The organism is Lentzea sp. NPDC059081 (assembly GCF_042738015.1).
In the GTDB taxonomy this organism is placed as follows: Bacteria; Actinomycetota; Actinomycetes; order Mycobacteriales; family Pseudonocardiaceae; genus Lentzea.
Genome location: NZ_JBHYGW010000027.1, coordinates 21,175 through 37,346, shown reverse-complemented (window position 1 = coordinate 37,346; position 16,172 = coordinate 21,175). Strand labels below are relative to the sequence as shown.

General features: G+C 69.3%; 17 protein-coding genes. 8 read left to right on the top strand and 9 right to left on the bottom strand.

The window, feature by feature from the left end:
- Window positions 1-4 precede the first annotated feature (4 nt).
- Both ACFWV3_RS37120 and ACFWV3_RS37115 read right to left on the bottom strand, forming a co-directional pair.
- Window positions 5-643 carry an ABC transporter permease gene (locus tag ACFWV3_RS37120; RefSeq protein WP_382418577.1) on the bottom strand — a complete coding sequence of 213 codons (639 nt, stop codon included), beginning with the start codon at window positions 641-643 and terminating at the stop codon, window positions 5-7.
- Window positions 640-1,722 carry an ABC transporter ATP-binding protein gene (locus ACFWV3_RS37115; protein ID WP_382418575.1) on the bottom strand — a complete coding sequence of 361 codons (1,083 nt, stop codon included), beginning with the start codon at window positions 1,720-1,722 and terminating at the stop codon, window positions 640-642. The genes ACFWV3_RS37120 and ACFWV3_RS37115 overlap by 4 nt, the downstream gene beginning before the upstream one ends.
- Before the next feature lie 137 nt (window positions 1,723-1,859).
- Between ACFWV3_RS37115 and ACFWV3_RS37110 the strand changes: the two genes are divergently transcribed.
- Both ACFWV3_RS37110 and ACFWV3_RS37105 read left to right on the top strand, forming a co-directional pair.
- Window positions 1,860-3,404: a bis-aminopropyl spermidine synthase family protein gene (locus tag ACFWV3_RS37110; RefSeq protein ID WP_382418657.1), complete on the top strand. Its 1,545-nt coding sequence runs from the start codon at window positions 1,860-1,862 to the stop codon at window positions 3,402-3,404.
- 9 nt (window positions 3,405-3,413) lie between these two features.
- On the top strand, window positions 3,414-4,649 hold the full coding sequence (locus ACFWV3_RS37105) for a hypothetical protein (protein WP_382418573.1): 1,236 nt from the start codon (window positions 3,414-3,416) through the stop codon (window positions 4,647-4,649).
- Here ACFWV3_RS37105 and ACFWV3_RS37100 read toward each other — a convergent pair whose 3' ends face one another.
- Both ACFWV3_RS37100 and ACFWV3_RS37095 read right to left on the bottom strand, forming a co-directional pair.
- Window positions 4,650-7,817, bottom strand: coding sequence for an EAL domain-containing protein (locus ACFWV3_RS37100; RefSeq protein ID WP_382418571.1), 3,168 nt, complete (start codon window positions 7,815-7,817; stop codon window positions 4,650-4,652).
- A gap of 233 nt (window positions 7,818-8,050) precedes the next feature.
- Entirely contained in the window at window positions 8,051-9,247 is a 1,197-nt protein-coding gene (locus tag ACFWV3_RS37095) for an NADP-dependent malic enzyme (RefSeq protein ID WP_382418570.1), read from the bottom strand.
- A 337-nt stretch (window positions 9,248-9,584) separates the two neighbouring features.
- Between ACFWV3_RS37095 and ACFWV3_RS37090 the strand changes: the two genes are divergently transcribed.
- The gene (locus ACFWV3_RS37090) at window positions 9,585-10,184 is read left to right on the top strand and encodes a dTDP-4-dehydrorhamnose 3,5-epimerase family protein (RefSeq protein ID WP_382418568.1); all 600 of its coding nucleotides are present in this window, start codon (window positions 9,585-9,587) and stop codon (window positions 10,182-10,184) included.
- On the opposite strand, the gene ACFWV3_RS37085 is transcribed toward ACFWV3_RS37090, so the two are convergent.
- Entirely contained in the window at window positions 10,174-10,476 is a 303-nt protein-coding gene (locus tag ACFWV3_RS37085; RefSeq protein WP_382418566.1) for a S24 family peptidase, read from the bottom strand. The two genes, ACFWV3_RS37090 and ACFWV3_RS37085, sit on opposite strands and share 11 nt — an antisense overlap.
- 73 nt (window positions 10,477-10,549) lie before the next feature.
- Between ACFWV3_RS37085 and sodN the strand changes: the two genes are divergently transcribed.
- Window positions 10,550-10,957 (top strand): superoxide dismutase, Ni, encoded by a 408-nt coding sequence (gene sodN / locus ACFWV3_RS37080; RefSeq protein WP_330850521.1) that lies wholly within the window; start codon window positions 10,550-10,552, stop codon window positions 10,955-10,957.
- Between the two features lie 80 nt (window positions 10,958-11,037).
- On the opposite strand, the gene arsM is transcribed toward sodN, so the two are convergent.
- The gene (arsM, locus tag ACFWV3_RS37075) at window positions 11,038-11,790 is read right to left on the bottom strand and encodes an arsenite methyltransferase (RefSeq protein ID WP_382418564.1); all 753 of its coding nucleotides are present in this window, start codon (window positions 11,788-11,790) and stop codon (window positions 11,038-11,040) included.
- 78 nt (window positions 11,791-11,868) lie between these two features.
- Here arsM and ACFWV3_RS37070 point away from each other — a divergent pair, with 78 nt between their 5' ends.
- From ACFWV3_RS37070 to ACFWV3_RS37060, 3 genes are read left to right on the top strand one after another with little or no spacing between them, the layout of a single operon-like run.
- Window positions 11,869-12,225 carry an ArsR/SmtB family transcription factor gene (locus ACFWV3_RS37070; protein ID WP_382418563.1) on the top strand — a complete coding sequence of 119 codons (357 nt, stop codon included), beginning with the start codon at window positions 11,869-11,871 and terminating at the stop codon, window positions 12,223-12,225.
- The gene (locus ACFWV3_RS37065; RefSeq protein WP_382418561.1) at window positions 12,222-12,914 is read left to right on the top strand and encodes an aquaporin; all 693 of its coding nucleotides are present in this window, start codon (window positions 12,222-12,224) and stop codon (window positions 12,912-12,914) included. The genes ACFWV3_RS37070 and ACFWV3_RS37065 overlap by 4 nt, the downstream gene beginning before the upstream one ends.
- Window positions 12,911-13,315 (top strand): arsenate reductase ArsC, encoded by a 405-nt coding sequence (locus tag ACFWV3_RS37060; RefSeq protein WP_382418559.1) that lies wholly within the window; start codon window positions 12,911-12,913, stop codon window positions 13,313-13,315. Before ACFWV3_RS37065 ends, ACFWV3_RS37060 begins: the two co-directional genes overlap by 4 nt.
- A 56-nt stretch (window positions 13,316-13,371) precedes the next feature.
- Here the strand turns inward: ACFWV3_RS37060 and ACFWV3_RS37055 are convergent, their stop codons facing one another.
- The 3 genes from ACFWV3_RS37055 to ACFWV3_RS37045 all read right to left on the bottom strand — a co-directional run bounded on the left by ACFWV3_RS37055 (window position 13,372) and on the right by ACFWV3_RS37045 (window position 15,118).
- Entirely contained in the window at window positions 13,372-13,719 is a 348-nt protein-coding gene (locus ACFWV3_RS37055; protein WP_382418557.1) for a DUF4333 domain-containing protein, read from the bottom strand.
- A 95-nt stretch (window positions 13,720-13,814) separates the two neighbouring features.
- Window positions 13,815-14,270 (bottom strand): VOC family protein, encoded by a 456-nt coding sequence (locus ACFWV3_RS37050; protein WP_382418555.1) that lies wholly within the window; start codon window positions 14,268-14,270, stop codon window positions 13,815-13,817.
- Between the two features lie 20 nt (window positions 14,271-14,290).
- Window positions 14,291-15,118 (bottom strand): SDR family NAD(P)-dependent oxidoreductase, encoded by an 828-nt coding sequence (locus ACFWV3_RS37045; protein ID WP_382418554.1) that lies wholly within the window; start codon window positions 15,116-15,118, stop codon window positions 14,291-14,293.
- Between the two features lie 151 nt (window positions 15,119-15,269).
- Here ACFWV3_RS37045 and ACFWV3_RS37040 point away from each other — a divergent pair, with 151 nt between their 5' ends.
- Window positions 15,270-16,130, top strand: a complete 861-nt coding sequence (locus tag ACFWV3_RS37040) for a helix-turn-helix transcriptional regulator (RefSeq protein ID WP_382418553.1) — start codon at window positions 15,270-15,272, stop codon at window positions 16,128-16,130.
- The last annotated feature ends 42 nt before the right edge of the window (window positions 16,131-16,172 follow it).

The window sequence follows — 16,172 nt, the reverse complement described above, 5'->3', positions numbered from 1 at the left end:
CAGCTCACCTCCCCGCCCGTGCCCACGGCGTGAGCAGCCGTCCGGCCAGCAGCAGCAACCCGTCCGCGAGCACCGCCAGCACGACCGTTCCGATGAGACCCGCGAGCACCTTGTCGGTGTTGTCCGTCTGGTAGCCCTCGGTGAAGAGCTGGCCGTAGCCGCCGAGACCGACGAGCGCGCCCACGCTCACCATGCTGATGTTCGACACCGTCGCGACGCGCAGGCCCGCGATCGTGACGGGCAGCGCGAGCGGGAAGTCGACCGTGAGGAACCGCTTGAGCGGGCGGTACCCCATCGCGTTCGCCGCGGCCGTCACGTGGCCCGGCACCGCGGACAGCGCGTCCGCGACCGACCGGACCATCAGCGCGACCGTGTAGATCACCAACGGCACGATGACGTTGATCTCGTCGAGGATCTTCACGCCGATCAGCACCGGCGTGATCACGATCAGCGCGATGGACGGGATCGTGAACAGGACGTTGGCCAGCGGGAAGAGGATCGCGCGCGCCGTCGAGGACCTGCTCGCCACCCACCCGAGCGGGATGGCGAGCACGAACCCGATCAGCACCGGCACGACGGAGAGCCGGAGGTGCACCTCGGTGACTTCCCAGAACCTTTCCCAGTTCTCGAAAATCCAGGTCACTTCGGGACCTCACCCGCCGCGCGGGCCTTCGCGAGGGCCTGGATCACGTCGTCGGCCTTGACCACACCGGTCACCGCGCCGCCGTCGTCGACCACCACGCCGAGCGCGGACGGCGAGCTGAGCGCCGCGTCGAGCGCACCCCGCAGCGTCGCGCCGTCGTAGAGGGAACCGCCGGAGATCAGGTCCTTCTCGGCGACCTCGACCTCACCGTCCACACCGGACAGCCAGCCCCTCGGCCGGTTCTGCTCGTCGACGACGAGCGTCCAGTCGGTGATGGTGATGCGCTCACCGAGCCTGGCCGTGGTGACCGGGTGCACCGGCACCTCGGCGTGCAGGAACGTCAGCGTGCGGTAGCCGCGGTCCCTGCCGACGAACGAGGCCACGAAGTCGTTGGCGGGTGCGCTGAGCAGCTCCTGCGGCTTCGCGTACTGGGCGAGGTGGCCGCCCTTCTGGAACACCGCGACGCGGTCGCCGAGCTTGAGCGCCTCGTCGATGTCGTGCGTGACGAACACGATCGTCTTGTCGAGTTCCGCTTGCAGGCGAAGGAGTTCGTTCTGCAGGTCCTCGCGCACGACCGGGTCGACGGCGCTGAACGGCTCGTCCATGAGCAGCACCGGCGGGTCGGCCGCGAGCGCGCGGGCCACGCCCACGCGTTGCTGCTGGCCGCCGGAGAGCTGGGCCGGGTACCGCTTGCCGAACGCCGGGTCGAGCCCGACGATCTCGAGCAGCTCCGCGGCGCGCGTGCGGGCCTTGCGTTTGTCCCAACCGGACAGAAGCGGCACGGTCGCGACGTTGTCCAGCACGGTGCGGTGCGGGAAGAGACCCGCCTGCTGGATCACGTAGCCGATGCCGCGCCGCAGCGTGGGCGGGTCGACGGTCAGCACGTCCTTGCCGTCCACCAGGATCGTGCCCGACGTGGGGTCGATCATGCGGTTGACCATGCGCAGCGACGTCGTCTTGCCACAGCCGGAAGGACCCACGAACACCGTGATGGTGCCCGCCTCGACCGCGAGGTCGAGCTCGTCGACAGCGATGGTCCCGTCCTCGAACCGCTTGGTGACGGCCCGGAACTCGATCACCCGAAGATCCCTCCGGTCGTGACGGCCACCCCGTTTGGACCGCCCTGGAAGTAGATCCCAAAGACCTTAACTCGTTCGGCGTACCCCGGCACAACGTTCCACTATGTGACGGGCCGTATGGTTTACCGCTTGTGACGATCGATCAGGTCCGGCAGTTGGTGGCCGAGCGCGGAGTGCACGGCCGCAAGCTCCGCGAGGTGTTGTCCCTGCTCAGTGAGGACTGGCACCCGCTGGCCGAGCTCGTGCGCCTGCCCGCCGTGCCCCGCCGCACCGTCCAGGACCTGCTCAAAGCCCTGGGCGACGACGCCGAATCTTCAGACGATCGTTACCGCATCGCGCCCGGCCTGGTGGCGTCCTACCGCGCCGAGTTCGGGGTCTCCGGTGTCCGCGACCACACGGACGTGCTGCGGCAGATCCTCGTGGACATCGCCGACGTGCCACCGCCTCTGTCCTCGTTGGACCACGTGCAGGCGACCGCGGAGACCGCGCTCAACCGCGCGGTGTGGCTGAACTCGACCTACGACCTGGCGGGCAAGCGCCTGCTGTGCCTGGGCGACCACGACCTCACGTCGCTGGCCGTCGCGGCGGTCAACCCCGCCGTGTCGGTCACCGTCGTCGACCTCGACGAGCGCCTGCTGGAGTTCATCGACTCGCGGGCGGCCACCAGGGGTCTCGACATCAGGACCTTGCACTGCGACATGCGTTTCGGCCTCCCCCAGGCCGCGCTCGAGTCGTTCGACCTCGTGTTCAGCGACCCGCCCTACACGCCGGAGGGCATGGGCCTGTTCGCCGGCCGCGCGGTCGAGGCGCTGGAGGATATCGCCTCCGGACGCGTGCTGCTCGCGTACGGCTTCTCGGACCGCACGCCCGCGCTGGGCCTGAAGGTGCAGCAGGAGCTGCAGAAGCTCGGCCTGGTCTTCGAGGCGATCCTGCCCGCCTTCCACCGCTTCGACGGCGCGCAGGCCATCGGGTCCGCCGCCGACCTGTACGTCTGCCGCCCGACCGGGCGCCGTGCGGTGGCCGGTGGGACGCGGATCTACACGCACGGCGCGCAGTCCGTGGAGTCGTCGGGCCCCTCGAAGGAGGCGCTGGCTGCCCTGTCCGAACTGGCGCCGCGGCCCGAGTCCTCGCCGCCGCCCAAGCCCCGTGCCGCGGGCTGGACCGAGCCCGTCGGCAAGGGTGCGGCGTCGCTGGCCGTCGACCTGTCGGCGGATCCCGGCCCGTGGCTGCTGCGGACGCTGCTGTCGTCGTCCCCCGCGCGGCTGGCGTGCCTGGTGCCGAACAACCACCCCGCGGTGTCGTCGGAGGCGGGGCAGAAGGAGCTGCAGGAACTGGTCGCCACCCGGTTCACGCTGAAGTTCCTGCGCAACAACCCGGATTCCAAGACGACGATCGTCGTCGCCGATCAGGTGTTGACCGGCACGCTGTCGCTGGGCGACCGCACGGTGCGCGAGGTGCTGATGAAGGCGCACGGCAAGCTGCGCAACGTGTGGCGCGAGGCGTTGATCACGGCGTCGCAGGGCGTGCTGACGAAGCGGCAGGCGGCCGAGATCGTCGACAACGCGGCGGCGTCGCCGGAGGACCTGGAGCTGCGGCTGATCGACCTGCCGAAGCACCGGATCGCAGCACTGCTGCCGGAGATCTCAGCCAGCGCGGGGTATGTGGAGCGGCCCGAGGGCTAGCCTCTCGGAATGGCGTTCGACGCGCGCGTTTTCCAGGTCCTCATCGCCTCTCCGGGTGACGTCCAGGCGGAGCGGGACATCATCACCGAAGTCGTGCACGAGTGGAACTACCTCAATTCCCACGACAAGGGAATAGTTCTGCTACCAATGCGCTGGGAGACGCATTCCGCACCGGAGTTGAACGAACGGCCACAGGTGGTGATCAATCGTCAGGTCGTCGACCACTGCGACATGGCCGTCGGGGTCTTCTGGACGCGGATGGGAACGCCGACTGACGTCGCGGAGAGCGGAACGGCAGAGGAGGTCCAGCGGGTCGGCGAGGCTGGCAAACCGGTGATGCTGTACTTCTCGCGTGCCAAGGTCGACCTGGAAGACGTCGATCTGGACGAGTACAGACGGCTGGCCGAGTTCAAGGAGAAGACCTACCCGCAGGGGTTGATCGAGAAGTACGCCACCACTCTGGAGTTCCGCGACAAGTTCTCGCGCCACCTCTCGATCAAGGTTCGGGAACTGGTCGCCATGGACATCACAGACGAGAGCGGCGAGAAGGCCGACCAACCCGCGGAATTGCAGCTGAGGCTGGCTGAAGGCAGTACGCTCCTCGAACAGAGCGCCGTGGTCGAGGTCGACCAGGTCGTTTGCACGGACGTCGAACACGTCCCCGACTACCAGCCCAAGCCATCGCCACCACGTTCGAGCATCGGCGATGAAGCGATCACCATCATCAGCTCTGTCCACCCGAACACGGGCTACTACCGCGAGGTGGTGAAAGCCTATTTGGAGCGAGACGCCTACCGAGCCTTCCGGATCGCACTAGTCAATTCCGAAGTCCGAGGCTTGCAAGACCTACTTCTCGATCTCATCGTCACCTCGACGACCGGCGATGCCCAACTCCTCGCGGAGCGCCCCACGCCGAGTTCCCCGTCCCGGACGGCCGGTAACGTCTTCATCAGCACGAACTACTTCCAGGTCCTCGAGCCCACCCGCAGCCAGCTCATCCAGTTGCAGCAGGAAGGTCCGAGCAGTTGGAAGATGGAACTCGAGGTGCCCGTCGTCCACGCCACTCGAACCGTCTTCTCCAAGAACGAGTTCTGGGTGAACGTCGCCAAGCCGTCGTTGATCACACTGGACTGCACCGCGTACTCGCCGAACTCGGCACCGTTCACGATGCGCACCAGCTTGGAGATCAAGGTCAACCACCGCGAGATGACCTGGCGCGAGATCGTGGAGGATTACGAGTCCTAGCTAGCCCGCCCTGGGGATGTGGAGCGGCCCGAGGGCTAGCACCGCCCGAAACTCCTTGGGCGGCACCGGACGCGAGAACAGCCAGCCCTGGTACGCGTCCACGCCCACACCGCGCAGCACGTGGAACTGCGTGGCCGTCTCCACACCCTCGGCCACGCACTTGCGTCCCATCGCACGCGCCATGTCCACGACGGCGCGGGCCACGGCGAAGTCCGACGAGTCGTTGCCCACGCCCGAGACGAACCGGCGGTCCACCTTGATGATCTGCGCCGGCAGGTCCTTCAGACGGGCCAGCGACGAGTAGCCGGTGCCGAAGTCGTCGACGGCGAACTGCACGCCGCGCTTCACCAGCTCGTCCATCGACTGGCGCACGCGGGAGGGCAGGTCGACGAACGCCGTCTCGACCAGCTCCAGCACCACGCGTTCCCACGGGACGCCGGACTCCATGATCGCGGTCGACACGATGTCGACGAACTCCGGATCGCCCGGCACGAGACCGGCGAGGTTCACCGCCACGGACACCGGGCGGCCGTCGGGCGCGGGCCAGGTCGCGGCCTCCTTCAGCGCCGTCCGCAGCACCCAGCGGTCCAGCTCGCGCATCAGGTCGCCCTGCTCGGCGACCGGCAGGAAGACGTCCGGCGGCAGCAGGCCGCGGTCCGGGTGCGGCCAGCGCACCAGTGCCTCCGCGGTCAGCACGGAACCGTCCACGCCCACGACCGGCTGGTAGTGCAACGCCAGGCCGTCGTGCTGCAACGCGTCGCGCAGCTGGCCTTCGAGGTGCACCTGGCGGTCGGCGGAGGCGATGAGCGCGGCCGAGGCCAGCGAGACGCGGCCGGCGCCGTTGCGCTTCGCCTCGAACATCGCGGCGTCGGCGAACCGCAGCAGGTCCGCACCGTTGGCGCGCGAGCCGTTCGGGACGGCGGCGCCGATCGACGCCGACACGCGGACCAGCTGGCCGTGCACCGGAACGGCGGTGCGCAGCAACGAGGCCACGCGCGTCGCCAGTGCGTCCACGCCGCCCACCGCGTCGATGTCCTCGGAGATGATCACGTACTCGTCCCCGGACAGGCGCGCGGCCGTGCAGCCGTCGGGCAGGCCGCCCTCCAGCCGGCGGGCGAGCGCCACGAGCAGCTCGTCGCCCGCGTCGTGGCCCAGGGAGTCGTTGACGCGCTTGAAGTTGTCGATGTCGCAGAAGAGGACGGCGACCTTGGACCGGCCGGGGCCGTCGAGCACCTTGCCGAGGATCTCCTTCACCAGCGCGCGGTTCGGGAGTCCGGTCAGCTCGTCGTGCGTGGCCTGGTGGCGCAACGCCTCGGCGGCGCGGCGGCGTTCGGTGATGTCAAGGAACACGATCAGCCAGAAGCGGCGGCCGTCGTCCTGTACGGACAGCGCGATATGCAGCTCGCAGTAGACCTTCTCGCCGTCGGGGCGCACGAGGATGCGCTGCGGGATCTTCTGCGTGCGTTCGGCGGCCCACTGCAGGCCCGGCGAGGTGTCCTCGGGGTGGGTGAGCTGCTCGGCGGTCATGCCGCGCAGCTGCTCCAGCTCCATGCCCAGCAGGTCGCACAGCGCGTCGTTGGCGTCGACCAGGCGCTCGCCCTCGTCGAACAGGCCGATGCCCACGGGCGTCACGGAGACGAGGTCGGTGAAGCGCTGCGACGACCGCTTCATGCGGGTCTCGGCGGCGCGCTGCTCGGTGACGTCCTGCGCGGTGCCGACGGCCAGCTGCTTGCCCTGCGGGTCGTGGACGATCATGCCGTGGCACCGGAAGATGCGCGTGGATCCGTCTGTCGGCCGCACCACGCGGTGCTCGCACTGGACGGCGACCTCGTCGACGGAGAGCTGCCGCCACAGGTCGTCGACCCAGGAGCGGTCCTCGGGGTGTACGAGGTCGAGGTAGTACTGGTAGCTGCCCTCGACGTCGGCGGGGATGCCGTAGAGCTCGCGGAGCATGTCGGACCACACGACCACGCCCGTCGACGGCTTCCACTCCCACATGCCGAGGCGAGCGGCTTGCTGCGCGTCCGCCAATCTTCGGCGGTCCTCACGCATCTGGCGTTCCAGCGCCCGCGCTTCGGTGACGTCCTGGATCGTGCCGTGGTAGCGCTCGATGCGGCCGGACGGCGCGATCTCGGCGCGCGCCCGGCACATGTAGACGCGGTCGCCGACCTCGCTGCGGACCTCGATCTCGACCGGTGCGCCGTCGCTCGCGTGCAGCAACGAGTGCCGGATCGCCTTGACGGCCTCCCGGTCGTCCGGGTGCACGCCGCTGAGCAGGTCGTCGTCCGGCGTCAGGCCCAGCTCGGCGTACATCTCCATCAGCACTTCGCTGCGGTGCACCGCGCGCGTGCCGGTCTCGTACGCCCAGCTGCCGATGCGGGCGATGCGCTGCGCCTCCAGCAGCCGCGCCCGTTCCTGGGCGAGCTCGGTGGCCGCGCGCTTGGTCTCGGTGATGTCGCGGATGTAGCCGGTGATCTTGTCCAGGTCGCCGGCGTCGGTCAGCCTCGCCTCGGCGACGCCGCGGATCCACCGCAGCTGGCCGTCCGGGCGGATGATCCGGTACTCGATGTCGATCGGGTCGCCGGTGATCTCGCGGCCGTGCCAGTACGTCTCGACCATGTGGTAGTCGTCCGGGTGCACGACGTCGAGGACGGCCTGGGCGCCGGGCACGACTCGGCCGCGGTCGACCCCGAGGAGCTCGTAGTGCGTGTCCGACCAGACGGTCAGGCCCGTGCCGGGGTCGAACTCCCACGAACCCAGCTCGGCGACCCGCTGCACCTTGCGCAGGCGGCGCTGTTCGTCGCGCAACGCGTCCGCGGCGGCGGCGAGGTCGGAGACGTCGATCAGCAGGACGGCCTGCAGGCCCGTTCCCGGGACGGCCGTGCGGGCGACGCGGACCGGCAGCTCGCTGCCGTCGGAGCGGCCGAGGCGGAGGTCGGAGGCGTTGCCGAGGAGCAGCTCGCCCAGGGGTCGCCCGACGAGGTCGTCGGCCCCCTGCGCGCCTGCCAGCTCGACGGCGGCCGCGTTCGCCTGCATGACGACGCCCTTGCCGTCGACGAGCAACGACGGCGTGTCGGGCATGGTCAGCCCGTCCAACGTCACCGGAAGTCGCTCAGCCGTCCGTGCACGGCCGTTCACCACCGTCGCGCGTCCCACCCACTTGGGCACCGACCCACCCTCTCCCGCATTCGCCACCCGCGGCAATTCGAGTGGACGCGACAACAGCACCCGAACGGCGGCAAACACGAACCCTCTCCTCGGGTGAACACCCGAGGAGAGGGACGGTAGCGCTTCGGAGCGTCATCGCCCACCCCTGCACGGGTTAACGAAAAGCCACGTTCGTGGTTCCGGTTCCCGCGCGATGCAAATGGGTGGCGAATACGGACTGGACCAGGCCCAGGTCAGGCCACTCCGTCGGCCTTCGCGGCCACCGCGACGGCCGCGGCGACCTCGGGTCCGACCCGCGGGTCCAGCGCGGAGGGAACAATTCGGTCTGGGCCCAAATCATCTTTCGCGACGGCCAGAATTGCGTCGGCGGCCGCGAGTTTCATGCCCTCGGTGATCCGGCGCGCACCCGCGTCGAGCGCCCCGCGGAAAATGCCCGGGAACGCGAGCACGTTGTTGATCTGGTTCGGGAAGTCGCTGCGGCCGGTCGCGACGATCGCGGCGTGCCGTGCGGCGACGTCCGGGTGCACCTCGGGGTCGGGGTTCGAAAGCGCGAAGACGACGGAGTCGGCCGCCATGCTCGCGATGAGCTCCTCGGGCACCTTCGACGAGGACACGCCGATGAACACGTCGGCGCCGCGCAGGGCGACGTCGATGCCGCCGTCGAGGTTCGACCGGTTGGTGACCGCCGCGATCTCCTCCTTGACCGGGTTGAGCCCGGCCCTGCCCGTGCGGACGATGCCGCGCGAGTCGAGGAGCGTGATGTCACCGGCGCCGGCGGCGATGAGGATCTTCGCGATCGCGATGCCCGCGGCGCCCGCACCGGAGATGACCACCCGCTGGTCGCCGATGTCCTTGCCGAGCACGGTGTTCGCGCCGTTGAGCGCGGCCAGCGACACGACGGCCGTGCCGTGCTGGTCGTCGTGCATGACCGGGCAGTCGAGCGCCTCGATGAGCTTGCGCTCCAGCTCGAAGCAGCGCGGCGCGGAGACGTCCTCCAAGTTGACCGCGCCGAACGACGGGCGCAGCCGGACGAGCGTCTCGACGATCTCGTCCACGTCCGTCGTGTTCAGCACGAGCGGGATGGAGTCGAGACCGCCGAAGGTCTTGAACAGCGCGGACTTGCCCTCCATGACGGGCAGCGACGCGCTGGGGCCGATGTCGCCGAGACCGAGCACCGCGGTGCCGTCGCTCACGACGACGACCAGCCGGTGCGCCCAGGTGTACTTCGCGGCCAGGGAGGCGTCCCGCGCGATCGCGTTGCTCACTCGTGCGACACCGGGGGTGTACGCGATGGACAGCGCCTTCGGGTCAGCGAGCGAGGCGGTCGCGCCGACCTCGAGCTTCCCGCCCAGGTGCGCGTTGAAGATCTCGTCATCCGTCAGCTGCGTCGGATCGGAGTTCTCGGTACGGGCTTCGTTCACTGCTGTCACGGCGTCCCTCCTGCGGTGCGGGCGGCGTAGTGGCCCTCTACTCGGGGCTCAATCACCAAACGGCGCACCGTCCCAGCGTTGTCACGCCGAGTACACGGGGCCTGGAAACTCGGTCGACGACCTCCGACGAGTTGCGTCGGAGAACTGCCCGAGTGCTGCGGGTGAGGCGAAGTGTGGCAGGGTCCCGCGCCGCTGTCTGCGGCGGGGATCACACTTTTTCCGCAGGTCAGAGGGCATGTAGCAAGACGTCCGTCCGGTTTTCTGAACCGACCGGTCAGTTTCCGCTGGCAGGAAGCACCCGATCGGTCAAGAAAGAATGACGCCTTAGAGTGACGGCATGCAGGCGAGTTCGCTGAAAATTGACGGCGCGTTCGAGTTCACCCCTCGTTCGTTCCCCGACGACCGCGGTGTGTTCGTCTCGCCGTACCAGGAGGCCGCCTTCGTCGAGGCGGTCGGCCACCCGCTCCGGCTGGCCCAGACCAACCACAGCGTGTCGCGCGCGGGCACCATCCGCGGCATCCACTACGCGGACGTCCCGCCGTCCCAGGCGAAGTACGTCTTCTGCCCGCGCGGCTCGTTCATCGACGTGGTCGTCGACATCCGCGTCGGCTCGCCCACCTTCGGTCAGTGGGACGCCGTGATGGTGACGTCGAAGAAGTGCAACGCGGTCTACCTCGCCGAGGGCCTGGGCCACGCGATGATCGCCCTGGAAGACGACACGACGATGCACTACCTCTGCTCCACGGCCTACAACCCGACCGGCGAGCACGGCCTCACGCCGCTCGACCCGGCGCTGGACCTGCCGTGGCCGCGCGAGCTCGAGTTCCTGTTGTCGGAGAAGGACACCGCGGCCCCGACCCTGGCGGAGGCCTACGAGGCCGGCGCGCTCCCGCGCTACGAGGACTGCCTGGCGCTGTACGCGTCGCTCAAAGCCTGAACCCCGGCCGCGGCCACAGCCGGGCCGTGACGACCCCGAGCACCTCGGCCGCCCCGAGCTGCTCGGAGTCCGTGCTCGCGAACGGGTTGTCGCCTCTCACGTGCCACCCTCCGTCCACAGGATGAGAGACACGTTTGACCGACAGCTGACCGGGCCTGCTCGCCCACCGGACGAGCGCGATCTGCCCCGGCCTGGGCACCGCACCCCACCTGACCAGCACGATGTCCTCGTCCTTCAGCGCGGGCGCCATCGACGGCCCGCGGACGAGCACGGTGGAGAGTCGTGGTCTCAACGATCACCTTTCGCTCGGCCGGAGTAGGGTTCTGCTTGTCGGAGCATCCACTGTTTTCATTCTGGGAGGAACGATGCGACTCGTGTCGCGCATTCTCCGCCCGCGCGTCGAAGCCACCGCGCACTGCGACCTGCCCTGCGGCGTCTACGACCCCGCGCAGGCCCGCATCGAGGCCGAGTCGGTCAAGGCGGTCCAGGAGAAGTACCAGGCCAACGAGGACCCGGAGTTCCGGGAGCGCGCCGTCCTGATCAAGGAGCAGCGCAGCGAGCTCGTCAAGCACCACCTGTGGGTGCTGTGGACGGACTACTTCAAGCCGCCGCACTTCGAGAAGTACCCCGAGCTGCACGACCTGTTCAACCGCGCCACCAAGGCCGCCGGCGCGTCGGGCACCAAGGGTTCGATGGACCCGGCGTCCGGTCAGCAGCTGCTGGACCTGATCGCGCAGATCGACAAGATCTTCTGGGAGACCAAGCAGGGCTGAGCCCTTCTCGACTCCTCTGGCGACGCTGACCAGCGAGATCTCCTCGCCGGTCAGCGTCGTTCGTCGTCTCCCGGGGTTGTTCAGAGGGCCGGCTTGACCGCTCGAACGATCGCCGAGTGCATCCCGTCGGCGACCTCGTGGGTCGAGGTGATCTCGACGTCCGTGAAGCCCGCGGCTTCGAGACCGTCCCGGTACTCGGTGAACGACAGCGCCCCGGCGATGCACCCGACATAGCTACCGCGCTCGGCCCTCTGCTCCGGCGTGAGGTCGTCGTTCGACACGACGTCGGAAACGCCGATACGACCATCAGGCTTGAGGACGCGGAACGTCTCGGCGAACACTGCGGGCTTGTCCGTCGACAGGTTGATCACGCAGTTGGAGATCACGACGTCGATCGTGTTGGCGGGCAACGGGATCGCCTCGATGGTCCCCTTCAGGAACTCGACGTTCGTCGCTCCCGCCTTCGCCGCGTTGGCCAACGCCAGGGCGAGCATCTCCTCGGTCATGTCCAGGCCGTAGGCCTTGCCTGTCGGGCCGACCCGCCGCGCGGACAACAGGACGTCGATCCCGCCCCCGGAACCGAGGTCCAGGACCCGCTCGCCCTCGTTCAGCGACGCGACGGCGGTCGGATTACCGCATCCGAGTGACGCGGCGACGGCTTCGGCCGGCAGGGCGTCCCGGTCGTCGGCGGCGTACAGGCCCGAGCCGAAGTTCTCGTCGGTCTCGACGGGCTGGGGTCCACAACACGCCGTGGCGCCGTTGGTCACCTGCACGGCCGTGGCCGCGTAGCGCTGGCGCACGACCTCGCGCAGGTCTGCGGACGACTCGGTCATCTCTGCCCCTCAGATCGTTGTATCGATGTCGGTCGATGCAACCTTGCGCCTTGATTCGAAGAACGTCAAGATAGAAGAGTGTCGAATCAAGAGCGGAAGATCGTGCGGCCGGACGGCTGCTGCAGCACCGTGAGCGCTGCTCCGCTGGACGCCGGACAGGCCGTCGAGCTGGCCGCCGTCTTCAAGGCCCTGGGCGACCCGGTGCGGCTGCGGCTGCTGTCGATGATCGCGTCCCGCGACGGCGGCGAGGTCTGCGTCTGCGACCTGACCCCCGCCTTCGACCTGGCCCAGCCGACGATCTCGCACCACCTCAAGCTGCTGCGGCAAGCCGGGCTCGTGGACTGCGAACGACGCGGCACCTGGGTCTACTACTGGGCGCTGCCCGCCACGCTCGACCGGCTCGCCGGGTTCCTGCGCACCTCCGTGAACGCATGACCGGCACGCTCAGACACCGGGCAACAGCGGAAGGGCTCGGCACGGCCGCACTCGTGGCCGTGGTCATCGGCTCCGGGATCCAAGCCGCGGAACTGTCCCCCGACGTCGGCGTGCAGCTGCTCGCCAACTCGCTCGCCACGGTGCTCGGCCTCGGTGTGCTGATCGCGTTGCTCGGGCCGGTGTCGGGGGCGCACTTCAACCCCGTGGTCACGCTCGCCGCCTGGTTCGTGAACCGTCCGCCCCTCAAGGAAGTCGGTGCCTACATCGGGGCGCAGACGGCCGGTGCGATCGGTGGCGCGGTCCTGGCCAACGCGATGTTCGCCGAACCGCTCGTCGCCTGGTCGACCCACCAACGGGACGCCCCGAACCTGCTCGTCGGTGAGGTGGTGGCCACGGCGGGACTCGTCGCGCTGATCTTCGGCCTGTTGCGGTCCGGCAAGGAGAACCTGGTCCCCATGGCAGTGGCCGCCTTCATCGGCTCCGCCTACTGGTTCACGTCCTCGACCTCGTTCGCCAACCCGGCGGTGACGGTCGGACGTGCGTTCACGGACACGTTCGCCGGGATCGCGCCCTCGTCGGTCGCAGCGTTCATCGCTGCTCAACTACTCGGCGGCGTCGTGGGCCTGGTGCTCGTCGCCGCCGTCTTCAGCAGTCCAGCCCCGTCACGTGCCAAGGAGACAACGCCGTGAGCCGTCCGTCCGTGCTGTTCGTCTGCGTGCACAACGCCGGCCGGTCCCAGATGGCCGCCGCCTTCCTGACCCACCTCGCCGGAGACCGCGTCGAGGTGCGCTCCGCCGGCTCGGCACCGGCCGACGCGGTCAACCCGGCCGTCGTGCAGGCCATGAAAGAAGTCGGGATCGACATCTCCCAGGAGACGCCCAAGGTCCTGACCACCGACGCGGTGCAGGCCTCGGACGTCGTCATCACGATGGGCTGCGGCGACGCCTGCCCGTTCTTCCCCGGCAAGCGCTACCTGGACTGGCCCCTCGAAGACCCGGCGGCCCAGGGCGTCGAGGCGGTCCGGCCGATCAGGGACGAGATCGAACGACGCGTGCGCGGTCTCATCGAGGAGATCGCTGTCCGAGCCTGACACGCGCGACGGCCCGCGTTCGTCCTCTTTGGACACACGATCGGCGCGGACGCCGGCTAGCCCTCCACCTTCCCGACCTCGATCAGCCCTGCCTCCGCGTCGGTCACCACGACCCGCACGGTCTTGACCTTGTCGTTGTGCAGGATCGAGCACCCGAACGCGTTGCCCACCCTGATCGCCACGTGCTCGGGACAGCTCATCTCGCTGCTGGAGCCCGGCAGGTCCGACCGGTCGTGCAGCACCCGCTCCACGCGTTTGGCGAGCGCGGCGCTGTCGAACGTCATCTCCTGCCGTGCCACGACCGGCAGGTCGGAGGACGTCAGGACCTTCACCGTCAGCACGACGGCACAAACGGCGACCACCACGGCAGACGCGGCTAGCGCGAACTGTGCGCTCCGACTCATCACAGGCATTTCATAGCGGATCATGTCCGATGACGGAGGGCGATTGACCGAAGATCGAGACCCGGCACGGGTCCGGGTGCCCGTTCGAACGGTGGTCAGCCCAGTCGTTCCGAGAGCTCGAACATGTTGCCCCACGGGTCGCGGAAGAACGCGAGCCTCGCGCTGATGTCGTCGATCTCGAACGGCGGGTTCACGATCTCCACGCCACGCGCGCGCAGTTCGGCGAGAGCGGCGTCCACGTTCTCCACGGACAGGCAGACGTGGTTGTAGCCGTTGACGGCGAGGCTCGCGTCCACGTCGCCGAACTGCTGCTGGGCGGTGGCGCCGGGACCGCCGAGGATCTCCAGGCGGAAGTCGTCCTGCGCGGGCGGCAGGACGTAGGCGAGGGTCAGGTCGCCGTAGGGCCAGGTCTGCAGGACTCGCCAGCCCATTGTGTCCACCCAGAACGCGCGGGCGGCCTCGAAGTCCGGGTAGCGGATTCCGGTGTGGTGGCCGCGCATCGAGGCGAACGGCGAGGTGGTGTCCTGCGGCGGGGCGGGAGGCAGAGGCATGGTGTTTCTCCTTCGGGAAATCAGGCGGGAACGACGTCGGACGAGCGGGAAAGGTCCTGCCACACCTCGAGTTCGGCACCGACGGCCGCGAGCTTGCCCCGGATGTCGGTCAGGGTGGACGAGCCGAGCGGCAACCGGGCGGGCATCTCGTCCAGGTCGGCGAGGGTCAGCAGGGCGGCCGGGGCCTTGACCGGGTCGCCTTCCTGGAGGCCGTGGTTCGAGCTCGCCCACGTGCGCGACGCGCCGCCGGTGGTGGCGTAGTCGTCGATCACGCGCTCCACCTGGCCGAGCGAGGTGGAGGACAGGAAGTCGGTGCGCAACGGGCCTGGCTGCACGGAGGTGACCTGGATTCCCAACGGGGCGAGCTCCAGGCGCAGGGCTTCGGTGATGCCCTCCAGGGCGAACTTCGTCGCGCTGTAGACGCCCCAGCCCGGCCACGCGACCACGCCGCCGGTCGAGCTGATGTTCAGGATCCGGCCGCTTCGGGCGGCGCGCATGACCGGGGTGACCGCGCGGAGGACGGTCAGCAGGCCGAAGACGTTGCTGTCGAAGACGGCGCGCGCCTCGGCGTCGCTGGTCTCCTCGACCGCGCCGACGAGCCCGCGACCCGCGTTGTTGACCAGCACGTCGATGCCGCCGAACCGGGCCACGGCCGCGCTCACGGCGGCGTCGGCCTGCTCCTGGTCGGTGACGTCGAGCGGCACCACGAGCAGCTCTCCGGACGCCGGGGCCTCGAACGAGCGGGGGTCGCGCACGGCGGCCACCACCGAGTCGCCGCGGTCCAGCGCGGCCTTGACGATCTCCAGACCCAGGCCGCGCGACGCTCCGGTGACGAACCAGACAGACACGATGTTCTCCTTGCGGGGACGTTGGTGACGCTGTCCATTACGTCCGAGCGAGGCGCCGATTCGAAGGGGTTGCCTGGTACCCCTCGTCGTGGCTCTGGCAGTACCACCCACGACGTGCCGACCGGCCGCGGCGGAAGCCATACTCGCTGACATGGCGAACGAACTGCGCGACTTCCTCACCTCGCGCCGCGCGGCGCTGTCCCCCCAGGACGTCGGGTTGCCGGCCGCCACCACCCCGCGGCGCGTCCAGGGGCTGCGGCGCGCCGAGGTCGCGATCCTCGCCGGGGTGAGCGTCGACTACTACGTGAAGCTCGAGCAGGGACGTGCCCGCAACGTGTCCGAGCAGGTCCTGGAGGCCGTCGCACGGGCGCTGCGGCTCGACGACGTCGAAAGCCGCTACCTCGCCTCGTTGCTGCAGTCCGGTCAGCCGAAGGGCGCGCCCGCACCGTTGCGGGCCAGGCCGGCGCTGCAGTCCATGATCCGCGCCATCGACGTGCCCGCGATCATCCACGGCCCGCACCTCGAGGTGCTCGGCGTCAACCACGCGGGCAAGGCCCTGCTCGACGACTTCGACTCGATGCCCGTCGCGGAAGGCAACACCGCCCGCTGGATGTTCCTCAACCCGCGAGCGAAGGTCGTGTACCGCGACTGGGCCGAGATCGCCGCCGACGTGGTGGCCGTCCTGCGCGCCTCGCCCGTCAGCGAGAGCCTGTCCAGGATCGTCGGCGACCTCAGCACCCGGTCCGCCGAATTCGCCGCCATGTGGGCGGACTACCGCGTGTCCGAGCACCAGCACGGCGTCAAGCGGTTCTTCCACGAGGCCGTCGGCGACATGCGGCTCAACTGGCAGACGCTGCGCCTCCCGGACGGCCACGGGCAGACCGTCGTCATCTACAGCGCGGACACCGGCTCACCGTCGGAGGAGAAGCTGCGCCTGCTGAACAGCTGGACCGCGCGACCGGACGGTGCCGCCTCCCCGGCGGAAAGCGGCACCGTCCACCAGGAGAGCTAGTGGTGTGGCTCGGAACGTTGCCGGGGGAATGCGCGGTCAGAC